This window comes from Geodermatophilus obscurus DSM 43160 (assembly GCF_000025345.1).
Classification (GTDB): Bacteria; Actinomycetota; Actinomycetes; order Mycobacteriales; family Geodermatophilaceae; genus Geodermatophilus; species Geodermatophilus obscurus.
Map to the genome: position 1 here is coordinate 2,692,052 of NC_013757.1, position 14,644 is coordinate 2,706,695.

General features: G+C 70.7%; 12 protein-coding genes and 2 pseudogenes. 4 read left to right on the top strand and 10 right to left on the bottom strand.

Going from position 1 to position 14,644, the window contains the following annotated elements:
• Positions 1–31 precede the first annotated feature (31 nt).
• Positions 32–205 carry a hypothetical protein gene (locus tag GOBS_RS27435; protein ID WP_166487378.1) on the bottom strand — a complete coding sequence of 58 codons (174 nt, stop codon included), beginning with the start codon at positions 203–205 and terminating at the stop codon, positions 32–34.
• A gap of 130 nt (positions 206–335) precedes the next feature.
• The gene (locus GOBS_RS12640) at positions 336–662 is read right to left on the bottom strand and encodes a hypothetical protein (protein WP_012948674.1); all 327 of its coding nucleotides are present in this window, start codon (positions 660–662) and stop codon (positions 336–338) included.
• 677 nt (positions 663–1,339) lie between these two features.
• On the opposite strand from GOBS_RS12640, the gene GOBS_RS12645 reads away from it, so the two are divergent.
• Together GOBS_RS12645 and GOBS_RS12650 are read left to right on the top strand one after the other, a co-directional pair.
• Positions 1,340–1,741: a hypothetical protein gene (locus GOBS_RS12645; protein ID WP_012948675.1), complete on the top strand. Its 402-nt coding sequence runs from the start codon at positions 1,340–1,342 to the stop codon at positions 1,739–1,741.
• Positions 1,738–2,052 carry a winged helix-turn-helix domain-containing protein gene (locus GOBS_RS12650; protein ID WP_012948676.1) on the top strand — a complete coding sequence of 105 codons (315 nt, stop codon included), beginning with the start codon at positions 1,738–1,740 and terminating at the stop codon, positions 2,050–2,052. The genes GOBS_RS12645 and GOBS_RS12650 overlap by 4 nt, the downstream gene beginning before the upstream one ends.
• Here GOBS_RS12650 and GOBS_RS26300 read toward each other — a convergent pair.
• From GOBS_RS26300 to kce, 3 genes and pseudogenes are all read right to left on the bottom strand, one after another.
• Positions 1,980–2,419, bottom strand: a pseudogene (locus GOBS_RS26300) (helix-turn-helix domain-containing protein); the annotation flags it as partial. The gene GOBS_RS12650 and the pseudogene GOBS_RS26300 overlap by 73 nt on opposite strands.
• Positions 2,420–2,512: 93 nt before the next feature.
• A protein-coding gene (locus tag GOBS_RS12655; protein ID WP_085949965.1) for an IS3 family transposase occupies positions 2,513–3,690 on the bottom strand; the annotation gives its coding sequence in 2 pieces (ribosomal slippage) (positions 2,513–3,403 and positions 3,406–3,690; 1,176 coding nt in all).
• 98 nt (positions 3,691–3,788) lie between these two features.
• The gene (gene kce / locus GOBS_RS12665; RefSeq protein ID WP_012948679.1) at positions 3,789–4,721 is read right to left on the bottom strand and encodes a 3,5-dioxohexanoate:acetyl-CoA acetone transferase; all 933 of its coding nucleotides are present in this window, start codon (positions 4,719–4,721) and stop codon (positions 3,789–3,791) included.
• Between the two features lie 558 nt (positions 4,722–5,279).
• On the opposite strand from kce, the pseudogene GOBS_RS28815 reads away from it, so the two are divergent.
• A pseudogene (locus GOBS_RS28815) lies at positions 5,280–6,532 on the top strand (IS701 family transposase).
• A gap of 767 nt (positions 6,533–7,299) precedes the next feature.
• Here GOBS_RS28815 and GOBS_RS12680 read toward each other — a convergent pair.
• From GOBS_RS12680 to GOBS_RS12700, 4 genes are all read right to left on the bottom strand, one after another.
• Complete coding sequence (locus GOBS_RS12680; RefSeq protein WP_012948680.1) at positions 7,300–8,325, bottom strand: IS110 family RNA-guided transposase; 1,026 nt, start codon at positions 8,323–8,325, stop codon at positions 7,300–7,302.
• 11 nt (positions 8,326–8,336) lie between these two features.
• On the bottom strand, positions 8,337–9,536 hold the full coding sequence (locus tag GOBS_RS12685; protein ID WP_012948681.1) for an IS701 family transposase: 1,200 nt from the start codon (positions 9,534–9,536) through the stop codon (positions 8,337–8,339).
• Between the two features lie 81 nt (positions 9,537–9,617).
• Positions 9,618–10,441, bottom strand: a protein-coding gene (locus GOBS_RS26310; RefSeq protein ID WP_012948682.1) for an IS5-like element ISGeob5 family transposase whose coding sequence is annotated in 2 segments (ribosomal slippage) — positions 9,618–10,090 and positions 10,090–10,441 — 825 coding nt in all. Because the reading frame shifts where the segments join, the coding sequence is not laid out codon by codon here.
• Positions 10,442–10,567: 126 nt separating this feature from the next.
• Positions 10,568–11,497: a transposase family protein gene (locus tag GOBS_RS12700; protein WP_012947394.1), complete on the bottom strand. Its 930-nt coding sequence runs from the start codon at positions 11,495–11,497 to the stop codon at positions 10,568–10,570.
• 175 nt (positions 11,498–11,672) lie between these two features.
• Between GOBS_RS12700 and GOBS_RS12705 the strand changes: the two genes are divergently transcribed.
• Positions 11,673–12,478, top strand: a protein-coding gene (locus GOBS_RS12705; protein WP_012948683.1) for an IS5-like element ISGeob7 family transposase whose coding sequence is annotated in 2 segments (ribosomal slippage) — positions 11,673–12,012 and positions 12,012–12,478 — 807 coding nt in all. Because the reading frame shifts where the segments join, the coding sequence is not laid out codon by codon here.
• A 1,091-nt stretch (positions 12,479–13,569) separates the two neighbouring features.
• Here the strand turns inward: GOBS_RS12705 and GOBS_RS12715 are convergent.
• Entirely contained in the window at positions 13,570–14,622 is a 1,053-nt protein-coding gene (locus GOBS_RS12715) for an IS630 family transposase (RefSeq protein ID WP_012948684.1), read from the bottom strand.
• Between the last annotated feature and the right edge of the window lie 22 nt (positions 14,623–14,644).

Here is a 14,644-nt window from a genome sequence, read left to right on the forward strand (position 1 = left end):
CCACCTGTAATCGAGATTCAGACGCTCGACACTAGGCGACCAGGTCGCGCTCGCGTTCACGACGGCTGCGCACGACGAAGAAGGCGACCGAGACCCACAGCACCCCGAAGCCCCAGAGCGCCGCCCATGTCCGAGGCCGCTGGCGGACCAGGACGTAGCCGTTGAGGAACTGCAGCGGCAGCAGCGCGAACACGAGCAGCTCCATGCCGCCGACGGCCAGGACGGCGAGGAACGTGTCCAGGGTGAGCAGGGCGAAGCCGGCTCCTGTTCGCCCGCGGCCCGGCCCACCGCGACCGACACGAACCAGGCAACCAGACTCATCCCGAGTAGGGACGTCATGACCCGTGCCACGACGCCTGCTCGTGCCTCGCGTCGAGGTTGCGCACCATGTCGCCCGCCACCCCGAAGAAGACGCCCGGGACGAGGTGACCCAGGCGCGAGATCAAGACGCAGACGATCGAGAAGGCGATCTGGCCCGGGAACACCTGCCACGTGAGCGATGCCTCCGGGACGTGGCGTCGTACGTAGGCGCGCGCTTGCAGGTTGGCGTTGGCGACGATGGCCGCGAAGCCCAGCATCGTGCCGACCGCGAACGGGACCGCGCCAAGACGCCCCGGGAACCCGGGATCGAGGATCCAGTGCACGACGGCGGCCGCCACCACGGAGGTGGCCGTGAGGCCGAGCAGCCGCCGCCCGCGACGGGGGCCAACACCCGGAGCGGTCCGGCCCACCGACTGAGGAATGCGACGATGGTGGCCCGGTTGGCCTTCACCGTGGAGTTGAACAACCGCGCAGGGAAGCCGAGCGACGCGACCAACAGGACACGGATGCCGATCGACCGCGCCACGTCCACCGGCTCGAGGAAGAGCTGGTCTGGCCGGCGCACGAAGGCGGACACCGGCGAACGCTCCGGCTTGTCCTCCGCAGCGAGCGTCCCGTCGACAACAGCTCTGGGACGTCGTCGTCGCCCTCCCCGCCGCCGGGGCCGGGCGCCGCCTCGACCGGATCGTCGGGAGATGGCTCGGCGGTCACGTCCGGCACGGGGGACGGTGAGGTCGACGGTGCCGGTCGACCACGATCACCGCGGAGCCCTTGTCGCAGGGAATCGGGCATTCCCCGCGACAACCCACACCCCACGGGGCCCGGCACGCCGGAGCCTGACGCTGTACCTCCAAACCGGATGATCTTGGTCGGTGTGGCTGCGGCCCACGCTCAGAGCCTCGGGGCCGTCCAGACCGTTGACGGACCCCCGCTCCGAACGTAGTTTCCTTGTCGTCAAGTACTTCAACCGAGAGGGCGGGGACGGGCGATGGAACCGACGAAGCAGGATGCCGAAGCCATGCTGAGAGACGCAGGACAGGTCGGGACCGCGGTACGGGCCCGAGCCCCGCGGGAGTACCCGCTGTACGTGGCGGCGGGCGCCACGATCGTGCTCCTCGGGGCCGCCGTGGACCTCAACATCGCCGGCGGGGCGGCCAGCGTGGTGGGCACAGTCCTCGTGGTGGTGGCTCTCGCCGTCATGGTGGTCACCAACGGCGCGTACTACCTCCGGTACCGGAAGGTGCGGGCGCGGAGCACCCCGATGCGGGTGGAGTGGGCGCTGGGGCTGTGTGCCGCCGCCGCCTACTTCGCCCTCGGGACCCTGCTCGACGGCACCATCGGCTTCTCCTTCACCCTGGGGGGCCTGGTGGGCGCCGTGCCGTTCCTGCTGTGGGCCCAGCGGCTCCGGCGCGCCGCATGACCGGGCACCCGCGGGCGCGCCTCGACGACCTGGTCCACCAGCCGGTGCGCTTCTCCCTACTCGCCGGCCTGGCCCAGGCCGACGAACTGGAGTTCCGGTTCCTCCGCGACACCCTCCAGATCAGCGACTCGCTCCTGTCCCGCCAGGCCTCGACCCTCGAACAGGCCGGGTACATCGCCATCCGCAAAGGCCACGTCGGCAAATGGCCCCGCACCTGGCTCAAACTCACCCCCGAAGGCCGCGCCGCCTTCAACGACCACCTCAACACGCTGCGCGAGATCGTCGAAACCCCGACCGGTGCCTCAACCTGACAGCGGTCCCCGATCCCCAGATGCTTGCCCAGCAGCCGCGAGGACCAGTGCGTGACTCCCAGCTTCGCCGGCGGGGACTCCAGTGTCGCCGCGATGATCGCGCATCATCGACCACCTTGGGTCGTCCGCTGCGTTGCTCGTCGTCAAGGCCGGCGAGGCCGTGCGCAGCGAACCGGTCACGCCACTTGATCACCGTTGAGCGCGAGACCCCCACCAGCCGTGCCGCGCCGGAGGTCCCAGGCCCGTCAGCCACCGCGAGCACGATCCGTGCCCGCTCCACATGACCAGCCGGGACAGTACGAGATCGCGTCCAGGACACCGAAGTCGCGCGATCCTCATCACTGATCGACAAAGTCGATGACGGCATGCGTCATCGTCCTAACCACCAAACTGTAAATCAACTAATGACGCGCGACACTAGTGGAAGGAGGACTGCTGCACGGATTGGTGACAGGTTGGGTCAGGCAGCCTGAGCTGCAGGCGTGTGGGTGATGGTCTCGTACTCGATGGGCGTCAGGCGACCGAGAGCCTCTTGGCGGTGCCGCCGGTGGTAGGTCCGTTCGATCCAGGTGACGATCGCGATCCGCAACTCCTTGCGGGTGGCCCAAGAGCGGCGGTCGAGCACGTTCCTCTGCAGCAGCGCGAAGAAGCTCTCCATGGCGGCGTTGTCCCCGGCTGCGCCGACCCGGCCCATCGAGCCGGACAGCTGGTGGCGGTTCAAGGCGTGGACGAGCTTCCGGCTGCGAAATTGCGATCCGCGGTCCGAATGCACGATGCAGCCGGCCACCACGGCTCCGTCGGCTGCCCTCCGGGCGACGGCGTTGTCGATCGCGGTGACGGCCAGCCGGGACTTCATCCGTGAGTCGATGGAGTAGCCGATAATGCGGTTGGAGTGCACGTCCTTGACCGCGCACAGGTAGAGCTTGCCCTCGCCGGTGCGGTGCTCGGTGATGTCGGTCAGCCACAGCCGGTTGGGCGCCGCGGCAGTGAAGACGCGGTTGACCTGGTCGTCGTGGACCGGTGGGCCGGGACGACCGCCCTTGCCCCGGCGGGGCTTGCCGGACGCGCTCCACCACTGGTTGGCCGAGCAGATCGCCCAGGCGGTCCGGCCAGTCATCGGTTGCCCGTTCGCAGCGGCTTCGTCGACGAGGAGCCGGTAGCCGAACTCCGGGTCGTCGCGGTGGGCGTCGAACAGCGCGTTGGCTCGGTAGGCCCGGGCCAGCTCGCCGGCGGTGACCGGGTCGGCCAGCCACCGGTAGTAGGGCTGGCGGGCGAGCTTGAGGACCCGGCACGTCACCGCGACGGGGATCCCGTCGCCGGCGAGCTCACGGACGAGCGGGTAGATCATTTTCCCGGCAGGTTCGCCTGCGACAGGTAGGCCGCAGCTCGGCGCAAGACCTCGTTCTCCTGCTCGAACAGCCGGATCCGCTCGCGCGCCTCCCGCAGGTCCGCGTTGTCCGCGGCAGTCGTTTCGGGCTTGACCCCGTCCTCGACGTCGGCGGCCTTCATCCAGTTCGTCAGGCACGACTCGCTGGTCCCGAAGTCGGCCGCGATCTGCTTCAGGTGCTGGCCCGGCTCACGGTTGCGAGCGACGTCCACGACGTCGTCGCGGAACTCCTTGGGATAGGGCTTGGGCACGGTGAACATCCTTCCAGCGGCACCTCTCGGCACCACAGATCAGATGTCATCTCCCCGTGCAGCAGTCCCAAGGTCGTTGCGGGCTCGGTGGCTGCGCGTCAGAAGCCGACTGCGTCGCGGCCCTTGAGCTGGAGGATCTCGCGTGCCTCGTCGGGAGTCGCAATCTCCAGGTTTAGCGCCTCGAGGATGGTCCTGATGCGAGTCACCTGCTCGGCGTTGCTCTCCGCGAGCTGCCCGGGACCGATCCACAGGGAGTCCTCGAGACCGACCCGCACGTGCGAACCCATCGCCGCACCGATGCTGGCGAGGGACATCTGACTGCGTCCCGCGCCCAGGATCGACCACTGGTAGCCGTTGCCGAGCAGCCGGTCAGCCGTGCGCCGCATGTGCGCCAGGTCTTCCGGGTGCGCGCCGATCCCGCCGAGGAGGCCGAACACCGACTGCACGAACAGGGGTCCGTCAGTAAGGCCGCGACCATGGAAGTGCGCCAGGTTGTACAGGTGCGAGATGTCGTAGCACTCGAACTCGAACCGGGTCCCGTTGCTCCGGCCGACCTCGAGGATGGTCTCGATGTCGGCGAACGTGTTCTTGAAGACCAGGTCGCGGCTCTTCTCCAGCCCTTGGCGCTCCCACTCGTACTCGAACTCCTTGAAGCGCTCGAGCATTGGGTAGAGCCCGAAGTTCATCGACCCCATGTTCAGGGAGGCGAGCTCGGGCTTGAACTCCATGGCCGGACGCATGCGCTCGGCCACCGTCATGTGCGGGGAGCCGCCGGTGGTCAGGTTGATCACCGCATCGGTGTTCCGCTTGAGCTGATCGAGGATCGGCACGAAGTGCTCGGGGTTCTGGGAGGGGCGCCCGTCGAGCGGGTCACGAGCGTGCATGTGGACGATGGCAGCACCTGCCTCCGCGGCGCCGATGGCGGCTTCCGCGATCTCCTGGGGGGACACCGGCAGGTACTTCGACATCGATGGTGTGTGGATGGCGCCGGTGACGGCGCTGGTGATGATCACCTTGCGTGCATGTGGCATGACAGACTTCTCTCTGAGTAGACGGTGGCGTTGTTCCGGTCGGCCCGGCGGCGTCTGCAGGACAGACGCCGCCGGACCAGCCGTCGTGACACCGGTGACTAGGGGTACGAGTCGCCTGCAAAGCGCGGCTCGGGAACGCCGGTGACGCCTAGTGCCGCGCCCAGCAACGTTCGCCCCTGAAGGCGGCTCCGGAGACAGCGGCGCACGTCGCGACCTGTCCCACCGAGTGAGGGGTTCTGGTAGTGCCCGCTAACCGTCGCCGTCACCGCCGTCCCCTAAGTCACTGAAGCCAGTGCTCCAGTCGGGCGGGGGTTCTGCTGGCCTGGCTGGGTGAAGAGCGATCGTCTCTTCGAGCGCTACAGGCTCCGGCAAGTGCTGATAGCTGGGGCTGCCGCTGTCAGGCCAGCGTGTACGAGCGTCGTCCGGTGCTGTCATGACCGTCACCCTTCGCCATCCGGAGTGTGGCGTCGACAGTCCGCGCCGCATAGGCGGGGCGAACGTTGGCGGCCGGGGTACTAGTAGTGCTTCGTTAGGTCTTGCCTGGCCTGCGTTCGCGCGCTGCCATGGAGGCATGACTCCGGGGGAGCTGGCCGCCGTGCGCGGTCGGTTGGAGGAGTTCGCGCCGAAGTGTTCGCGCCGCTGACCCGCGTTGATCAGCGGGACAAGGGCGCCACCTACGTGCGTGGGTTGCTGCTGGACGGGCGGCGCAAGTCGATGCAGCCGATGGCCGCGCGCCTCGGGGTGGACGAGCAGGGGCTGCAGCAGTTCGTCTCTTCCTCCACCTGGGCGGTGGAGCCGGTGCGCGAGCGACTGGCCCGCCGCGCGGTCGAGGTGATCGCCCCGGATGCGTGAGTGGTCGACGACACGGGCTTCCCGAAGGAGGGCACCGCCTCGCCGGGGGTGGCCCGGCAGTACTCCGGCACGCTGGGCAAGGTCGGCAACTGCCAGATCGGAGTCAGCGTCTGCGCGGTCACCGACACCGCCTCCCGCCCGCTTTCCTGGCGGCTGTTCCTCCCCGCGGGCTGGGACGACCTCGAGGCCGCGACGCAGGAGGCGGCCGCGGCAGTCCGGGCCCGGCGCGAGCGCGCCGGCATCCCCGACGATGCCCGGCACCGGGAGAAGTGGCGGCTGGCCATCGACATGCTCGATGAGCTGACCGGCTGGGGGCTGGCCCCGCCGGTGGTGGTCGCCGATTCCGGCTACGGCACCACCACCGCCTTTCGTGAGGCGTTGACCGCCCGCGACCGGCCCTACGTGTGCCAGGTCACCGGCGACCTGACCGCGCACCCAGCCGACGCAGTTCCGAACCTGGTCGCCTACTCCGGGCTCGGGCCGCGCCCGAAGCCGCGCTATCGCACCCGCCCGACCGGGCTCCGCGAGCACGTGCGGCCGCCGGCCATGACGCCGCCGAGCAGGTCACCTGGCGGGAGGGCTCCCGCGGGCCAATGACCTCGGCCTTCCTGGCGCTACGAGTCCGCCCCGCCGGCCGCCGCCTGACCGGGCGGCTGGGCGCTGACGGTTCCCTGCCGCCGGTGTGGTTGCTGGCCGAGTGGCCTCCGGAGGCCGCCGAGCCCACCAACTACTGGCTCTCGACCCTGCCGGAGGGCACCGAGTTGGCCGAGATGGTCCGGCTGGCCAAGATCCGCTGGCGCATCGAGCACGACTACCGCGAGCTGAAGACCGGCCTGGGTCTGGACCACTTCGAGGGCCGCACCTGGCGCGGCTGGCACCGCCACGTCACTCTGGTCACCGTCGCCCAGCTGTTCCTCACCCAGCTGCGCAGCGACGCAAAAGCGGCTACGCCGGCCTGAGCTTCTACGCGGTCCTCCGCGACCTCCAGGCCTTGCTGGCGACCTGGACCGGCACCTGCATCGTCTGCGGACAACGCATCAACAGCCACGCTCGAGCGCCGACCTAACGAAGCACTACTGGCACTGCAACGGCAGTTATGGCGGTGCTTGTCCGCGGGCCCGGTAGTGGGCGGCGCGGGCTTGGGCTTGGCGTCGTCGGCGCCACCAGGACCAGTCGGCGGCGTGGTCGAGGTCGGGCCGCGGTCTGCGGATGAGGGTGTTGAGCAGGCGCCGGAGTTCGGGCACGGTCAGCGCGATGAGCTGCTCGCTTCCGACTGCGGAGCCCCCTTATCTGTGGAGGGACCCCCGGTCAACCGGTCCGTTGTTCTTGGCCTCCTCCGTCGGCCTGGGGCGGTGTCGGTCCGCTGCCGCGGTCAAGGTGGAGCGCCCGTGGACGAACGACCTTGACCGCGGCGAGGACCGGCCCATGCTGCTCGCCGCGGAGGAGGACGGGGTCAGGAGTTCAGGTCACGGGCGGCTCCCGTTCCGGCGCGGTGGCCGGTGGTTGGCTGGCATCCGGGTGGGGTGCGCGGGCGCCCAGCCTTATCTCGGTGCACGGAGCCGTCGGTGCTGCTCCGGCGACATGATGATCGATGGGGTGTCCCGGCAGGGTGCGGCCGCTCGGTCTTTTGAGGCCGGTCGCGATCAGGCGCGCCGGCAGGGGCTCGGGCAGGAGCAGGCCGCGGGCATCGGTGGGTGGGCTGATGCGCGCACCCGGCCTCGGATGGTCAGACCGGAGCGAGGGCCTCATCACCGAGCGCCCGCAGGGTGTGGTGCGCCCGCCGGGCGATCTTGCGGGCGACCGAGAGTGCCGCCCGGTTGCCGCCGAGCCGGTCGGCGACCTGCCGGTAGTAGGCGTGATCCGGGGAGCCGGGGCGGGCGGCGCACTTGGCCGCCTCGAACAGCGCCCAGCGCAGCAGCGGCGAGCCCTGCCGCGATAGATGCCCCGGTGGGCGCTTGCCGTCGGAGGAGTAGACGGTGATGTCCAGCCCGGTGTGCCGGACCGCCTTGCGGGACGCGGAGAAGCGTCGGGTGTCGCCGAGCTCGGCCCACAGCGCCACCGCGGTGATCGGCCCGACCCCGTATTGGGCCTGCAGCGCCCGGCAGCCGGGCTGGCGGCGGGCGAACACCGCGATCTGCTTGCGCAGCGGAGCCAGCTCCGCGTCCAGGGCGTCCAGGATGCGCAGCGCCGCGGCGACCGCCTCCCGCCCCGCCGAAGACAGCTCTTCGGCTGCCTCGAGCCGCTGGCGGTTGCCCGCCCCGAGCAGATCGCCTGCGATCGCCGCGGCGCCCTGGTGCAGCAGGATGGCGTGGATGCGCTGGACCCAGGCGGTGTGCTCCTCACGCAGGTCGCGGAACAGCTGCAGCCGGGCGCGCATCTCGCACACCTGCTCCGGCGGAATCCACGACTCCGGCAGCCGCCCGCCGGCCAGCAGCTCGCGCAGGTGCCGGGCGTCGGTCCGGTCGGTCTTCGCCCGCCGCTTCGGGCCGCGGGCGGCCGCGGTGTCGGCCGGCTCGGCCAGATGTGCCTCGATCCCGGCACGGCGCAGCTCCTCCACCACGAACCGCCAGCCGGTGCAGGCCTCCACCGCGAACGCCGCCGGCGAGTCGGCGACGGTGTCCTGCAGCCAGCGGCGCAGCAGCATCCGGTCGGCCGGGGCGATCCGGCCGCGCCGGGTCTGGCCGCTGCGCTCATCGAGGTAGTCAAAGGTGATCTGCCGCCGGTGAACGTCCAATCCACCTACGATCCGCATCGGGGGCCTCCTCACGCTCCTACAGCCGACGCACGTAAACGTGCGCCTGAGCTGAGGGGGTCCCTTCGCATGTCATCTTTTTCCGCGGTGGCTCGGGTAGCACTCAGATAGGCGTGGGCGAGCATGGCCAGGGTGATGTGCCGGTACCAGGCGGTGTAGTCCCGCACTTGGTAGGAGGCCAGCCCGGCCTGGTTTTTGGCCGCCTGAAAGCACTCCTCGATGCGCCAGCGACCACCGGCCACTGCGATGAGCTGCTCGAGGGTGGTTTCGGCCGGTCCGGCGCAGACGTAGAACGCCAGCTCCGCGGTCTCGCCGAGGTCGGTGGGAATGCTGCGGCGGGCCAGCACCCAGCGCGCCCAGCCGGGATCGAACCCGGCCAGCAGCTCGATCCGGGCCCAGTCGTAGAACCGCTGGCCGTGCGCGCCGGCGCCGGCCGAGCGCCGAGCCCAGGCCTCGGCCGGGACCTCGGCGATCAGGGCGCGGACCCGGCGCTGGCGCCAGTCGACGGTGGCCACCGTGTCGGTGCTGCGAGTGGCCAGCACATAGGGCAGCCCGTGCTGCTCGCACCACACCCGCAGCTGCTTGTCCTGCCCGTAGATCTCATTGGCGGTCAGCCAGCCGACCGGCACCCCGGCGTCCAGGGCGCGGGTGAGCATGCGGCGGGCCAGCTCCGGCTTGGTGGCGAAGCCGACCTCGTCGCCGATGCCGGCGGCGCGGGCGCGCTCGCGGTCGTCGGTCCAGGCTCTCGGTAGGTAGAGCTCCCGGTCGATCAGCGCCCGCCCGGCTGAAGTGGCGTAGGCCAGGAAGACGCCGATCTGACAGTTGTCGATCTTGCCGGTGGTGCCGGTGTACTGCCGGCCCACGCCGGCCGACCGGCTGCCCTTCTTGATGAACCCGGTCTCATCCACGATCAGCACCCCGCCCGGGCCGAGCCGCTCCACCACGAAGGACCGCAGCTCATCGCGCACGGCGTCGGCATCCCAGTCCGCGGTGCGCAGCAGCCGCTGCATCCCATCCGGAGACACCTCCCCGGCGGCCTCGGCCAGCGTCCAGCCGTTCTTGCGCTCCAGCCGCCCGAGCAGGCCGCGCAGATAGGCCAGCACCCGGGCCCGCGGCTCGGCCCGAGCAAACGCACCGGCAATCCGCCGGTGGACCTCCTCCAGGCCCGCCGCCCAGTCCTGCACCTCGGCCACCAGGCCATCACAGCGCATCCACCCACGCTGCTACCAGCCCTCAGCCGCTCCCAGCACCGACACGCACAAGTGCCGTTGCAGTACTAAGAAGACATTGCATTAGTTGGTTGGGACCCGTCGGGCGCAGATGAGGGTGATGGCGAGCCGGGCCAGCGCGGTGATGGTCGTGGCGGTGCGGTCGTAGCGCAGTGCCAGGCGTTTGTAGGACAGCAGCCAGCTCAGGGTCCGCTCGACGACCCAGCGATGACGGCCCAGCCGGGCGCTGGAGTCGCGCCCGATCCGGGCGATGCGTGCGGTGATCCCGCGGCGGCGCAGGTAACGGCGCACCCGCGGGTTGTCGTAGCCCTTGTCCCCGTGCAGCTTGACCGGCCGCCGACGGGGATGGCCCCGGCCACCGATCCTGATGGCCGGCATCGAGTCCAGGATCGGCTCGACGAACAGGCTGTCGTGCCGGTTCGCGGCCGAGACCAGCACGTTGAGCGGCAACCCGTGGGCGTCGACCAGCAGGTGGTACTTGCTGCCGGCCTTGCCCCGGTCGGTCGGGTTGGGTCCGGTCAGCGCACCCCCCTTTTCGCCCGGACGCTGACCGAGTCCAGGCAGGCCCGCGACCAGTCCAGTCGGCCCTGCTCACCCAGGCGGTCCAAGACGGCCTGGTGCACCCGGTCGAACACGCCGGCGTCGGCCCACTCCCGCATCCGCCGCCAGCAGGTCCAGCCCGAGCCGTAGCCGAGCTCGCGAGGCAGCTTGGTCCAGCCGATCCCGGTGGTCAGGACGAAGGCGATGCCCTCGAGCACGTCCCGGTCGGCGGTCCGGGGTCGGCCGGTGCGGCCGTGCACCGCCGGAGGCTGCGGCGGAATGACCGGCTCGAAGAAGGCCCACAGCTCATCACTGATCAGCCGCGGCGGGGAAGACACCAACGACATGCGCGGCACCCTGCGCCGAACCGTCGGGACGGGACAGAGCCCGAAGACCTACTTGTGCAACGTCTTCTAACGACCTCGTGCATGGTTAGCCGCGGGCCGTCGTTGACCCGTTCAGGGCCAGTTCGATCACGCGGCGGTGCCGGCCGGGAGCGCTCTCGGCGGGCGGGGAAGCTGATCAGGTCGTGGGGCGCGTTCCTGGCTGGAGACCAGTCCGGCGACCGCACGCAGGATGGTGTCGAGGTGTTCGCGTCGGCCGAGGTGGCGAGACAGGGCTCGCCAGTTCTTCAGGTGGCTGATGCCGTGCTCGACGCGGATTCGCCTTGACGCGTGAGCCCTGCGTTCAGCCTCGTGTGCCGCGGCGACGGCGGGGAAGATCGGGATCTGGTTCTTCCGCCGGGCCGGCCGCGGAGTGATGACCGCGCCGGCGGTCTGGGTGCTCAGGCCCTGGTAGCCGGCGTCGGCCAACAGGGTGACGCCCGGGATGAGGGCCAGCAGCTCGACCAGGCCGGCCTGGCGGACCTGGGTCAGGTCATGGATGGAGCCCGGTCGGGTCTGCCCGCAGAACAGCAGCCGCCCCTCAGAGTCGGTGATCAGCAGCGCCTTGACGGTGTTGGCGCGGGCCTTGCCCGAGACGAACCGAGTCCGGCCGGCCTTGTGGGCCGCCGGGCGGCGCACCCGGACCTCGGTGGCATCCAGTAGGCCCAGCTGCCCGCTGGCTCCCAGATGAGCGACCACGTCGGCCAGCGTGCGCAGCCGAACGCCGCCTTCGACGGTGCAGCCTCGCTCGGCCAGCAGCGGGCGCACCTCCCCGACCGCCCGGGTGATCGTCGAGCGGGAGACTCCGAACCAGCAGGCCAGCACGTCGTGGGTGACCCCATGGCGCAGATGGACCAGGGTGGCCAGCAGCCGGTCGAGGAACACCAGCCGGTGCCTTGCACCGGCGCCGACCGCCCGCTGGCGCGGCCGATCGGCCAGCCGCGCGTCCTGGCGGGCTTGCCAGCGCGGTCCCAGCTCGGCGACCAGCTCCGCCAGGACCTGCAGGGACAGTCCGGTCACCCGGCGATCAGCAACAGCGGCGACTCGAGTCAGGGTCCTCGACACACCACGACCCTGCTCCGTCCGTCACGAGCAAGCGGTCCCGCTAACCATGCACGAGGTCGTAACAAGTCGTTTCACTATGACCTCGGCGTGGCTGCCGTAGGACGTGGCCAGTCTGAGCAGGCTGGCCTGGGTGATCGAGGAGCTTGTCCCCGACGGGCTGTGGCAGCGGATCGCTTCGCTGCTGCCACCACCGAAGCCCCGCCGCCACCGCTATCCGGGGCGACGGCCGATCGATGACCGCGCCGCACTCGCCGGGATCATGTTCGTGCTCAAGACCGGCATCACCTGGAACCAACTGCCCACGTCGCTGGTCGGCTGCTCCGGGGTGACCTGCTGGCGGCGGCTGCGCGACTGGACCGAAGCCGGCGTGTGGCCGGCGCTGCACGAGCTGCTGCTCGCCGAGCTGCGCGCGGCCGGCGAGTTGGACCTGGACCGCTGCGCGGTCGACGGCTCCCACATCCGGGCACTCAAAGGGGGGACCAGGTCGGCCCCTCACCGGTCGACCGCGGACGCCCCGGCTCCAAGCACCACCTGATCTGCGACGCCGACGGCATCCCGCTGGCCGTCACGCTGACCGGCGGCAACCGCAACGACGTCACCCAGCTCATCCCGCTGGTCGACGCGGTGCCGCCGATTAGGGGTCGGCGCGGTCGGCCGCGTCGTCGACCGCGCGAGCTGTTCGCCGACCGCGGCTACGACCACGACATCTACCGTCGCCGGCTGCGCGCTCGCGGCATCACTCCGCGGATCGCCCGCCGCGGCGTCGCCCACGGCTCGGGTCTGGGCAAGCAGCGCTGGGTGGTCGAACGAAGCTTCGCCTGGCTGCACGCGTTCAAGCGGCTACGCACCCGGTATGAACGCCGCGCCGACATCCACCTCGGGCTGATGCAACTGGCCTGCGCCTTGATCTGCTACCGCCGGCTTCGGTCGTTCTGAAACGAGTTGTAAGCGTGACCTTGACCTGTCGCAGACCGACGCCGACCTGGAGGTCGTGGTCGTCGGCGAGGAGGACCGGCCGCCGTATGACAGCACCACGGTCTTCAAGGTGCTGCTGTCGTTGGCGGTCGACGCGACGGCATTGCCCTGCCCGGCATGGACCTGACCGGGGTGACGTAGCGGCCGGCTGAGCGGCTCGTGCAGCTAGACCCGACGGCCTCTCTCGGGTGTGCCTGGCCGGCGGCAAGCAGCTCACGGTCGACGCGGTGCAGCGGGCGCGAGGCGCCCGCTGCCGCTGCCGGTGGCCGGGGGAGCCGGCGTGGACCGGGTCCTGATGCCGAGGTCGGCGGCCGACACCGCACGGCACCGCAACGCTGCTCTTCGAGCGCCAGGGGCAGCCGCGATCGCTCCATGGACATCCCGCTCCAGCCCGAAGCATGCGCCCGCCATGGCGTCAGTTGAAGGCCAAATAGCCGCACACCCCATCCGCCGGGCACCACGGAGGCTGGAGCGGGCGCCGAGATCGGGTCGCTGCCCTTGCGGGGAGGCCCAGTTTCTCGGACACGGTGCAGACGACATCGTCACTGACCCCGTCCCGCGTGGTGGCTGAATTCTTCAGCCGGACCTCCAGGTCGGCGTCAGCCGCGGCGAGCCGCTGCAGCACCTCGTCGACGACGACGGCGGAGTCCTCGCCGACACTCGCGGATCCACCCGGTGCGCGCCGAAGAACCGTGTCCTTGGAGCGGGTCCGGGCGCTGGCGCCGGGCCGGGCGGCGGGACAGGCCCTGGTCGGGGCGGAGGCACTGGTCCTGGCCCCAGGTTGAGGCACCGGCCCCGGCCGGGGCGGGGGCGAGCGTTCGGCTTCCTCCTTGCTCCGCTGGGCCATCGCCCGGCTGCACCAGCAACGTCGTCCCGGTTACCGGGATGAGCGCCGAGTCGCCCGGCAGCGACCGCGAAGGTGGAGACCTCCGAGCCGAACGGTCCGTCCAGAAACTGCGCGACCCCCCGCGTCGCCCGATAGGAAAGGTGTGCGATCGCCCGCTGTCACAGTGCTCCACTCGTTTACCAATGAGATTGCCCGGAGGTTGACTTCAGACGGCAGCGGTGATGTACGCCAACTCGGGATCGCCGAAGCCTCGGACGATCTGCGGTAGGCGCTGCAACCGGCGCAGCCGCGCGGCCACGACCGCCTTCATCTGCTCTCGACCCTTGGGCGCGGCGGGGGCCACCCCATCGTGCTTGACGTTCTTCCACACCCACTCGTCCGGGTTGAGCTGTGGAGAGTACGCGGGCAGCCGGTACAGCCGCAGTGCCCCGCCGGTGGAGGCGACGTAGCGGTCCACCGCCTTGGCCCGGTGGGCCGGATGGTTGTCCACGACGCAGAACACCGGCCCGACACCGGTGCGCTCGGCATCGTGTCGCAGCCGCTTGAGAAAGGCGATGGAGCCGGTAGCGGTCAGCGTGCCACTCAACACCGCGAACCGCAGCGCACCCTTGGCGCTGATCGCCGAGATCATGTTCAGCCCGAAGCGGGCGCCGGTGACGGGCACCGCCGGGGTCCGCCCGACCGGCGCCCAGGTGGTGCCGGCGTGGTAGTCCGAGCGCACGCCGGCCTCGTCGATGAAGAACACCGTCCCGCCGGCGGCCTTGGCCGCCGCGGCGATCGCCGGATACTCGACCTCTTTCCACCGGGCCACCGCGGCCGGGTCGGCCTGCTCGGCCCGGTACAGCGGACGCTGCGCGGAGAAGCCCAGGGCGTGCAGGGTGCGCCCGACGCTGGCCACGGTCAGCGCCACCCCGAACCGCTGGTAGATCAGCTGTCGGACAATTTCCCGGGTCCACAGCGCCACGGCGAATCCGTGATCGCGTGGATCGGTCCCCGTGACCAGCGTGGCCAGCTGGCCCAACTGCGCGTCGGAGAGCTTGCGCGGCCGCCCGGGCACCGGCTTGGCCCACAGCGCCTGCCGTCCTCCGCGGCGTTCCGCGGCCAGCCAGGTGTAGATCGTCCGCCGGTGCAGGCCCAGTGCGGCGAGGCCCGCACCGACCTGGGCCGCCGGTACGCCCCGGGCCACCTCCTCGGCCGCCCGTAGCCGCAGCGCCTCCAGCGTCTGGTGATCGAGCTTGCGGCCGTCGTCCTCCCGCATTCCTCAAGCGTCCCCGCGTACG

Excerpts from the sequence above, each read along its gene's own strand:
- GOBS_RS12715 (WP_012948684.1), bottom strand. The coding sequence starts at position 14,622 with ATGCGGGAGGACGACGGCCGCAAGCTCGATCACCAGACGCTGGAGGCG.
- GOBS_RS12645 (WP_012948675.1), top strand. The coding sequence starts at position 1,340 with ATGCTGAGAGACGCAGGACAGGTCGGGACCGCGGTACGGGCCCGAGCC.
- GOBS_RS27435 (WP_166487378.1), bottom strand. The coding sequence starts at position 205 with ATGGAGCTGCTCGTGTTCGCGCTGCTGCCGCTGCAGTTCCTCAACGGC.
- kce (WP_012948679.1), bottom strand. The coding sequence starts at position 4,721 with ATGCCACATGCACGCAAGGTGATCATCACCAGCGCCGTCACCGGCGCC.
- GOBS_RS12680 (WP_012948680.1), bottom strand. The coding sequence starts at position 8,325 with ATGCGGATCGTAGGTGGATTGGACGTTCACCGGCGGCAGATCACCTTT.
- GOBS_RS12685 (WP_012948681.1), bottom strand. The coding sequence starts at position 9,536 with ATGCGCTGTGATGGCCTGGTGGCCGAGGTGCAGGACTGGGCGGCGGGC.
- GOBS_RS12650 (WP_012948676.1), top strand. The coding sequence starts at position 1,738 with ATGACCGGGCACCCGCGGGCGCGCCTCGACGACCTGGTCCACCAGCCG.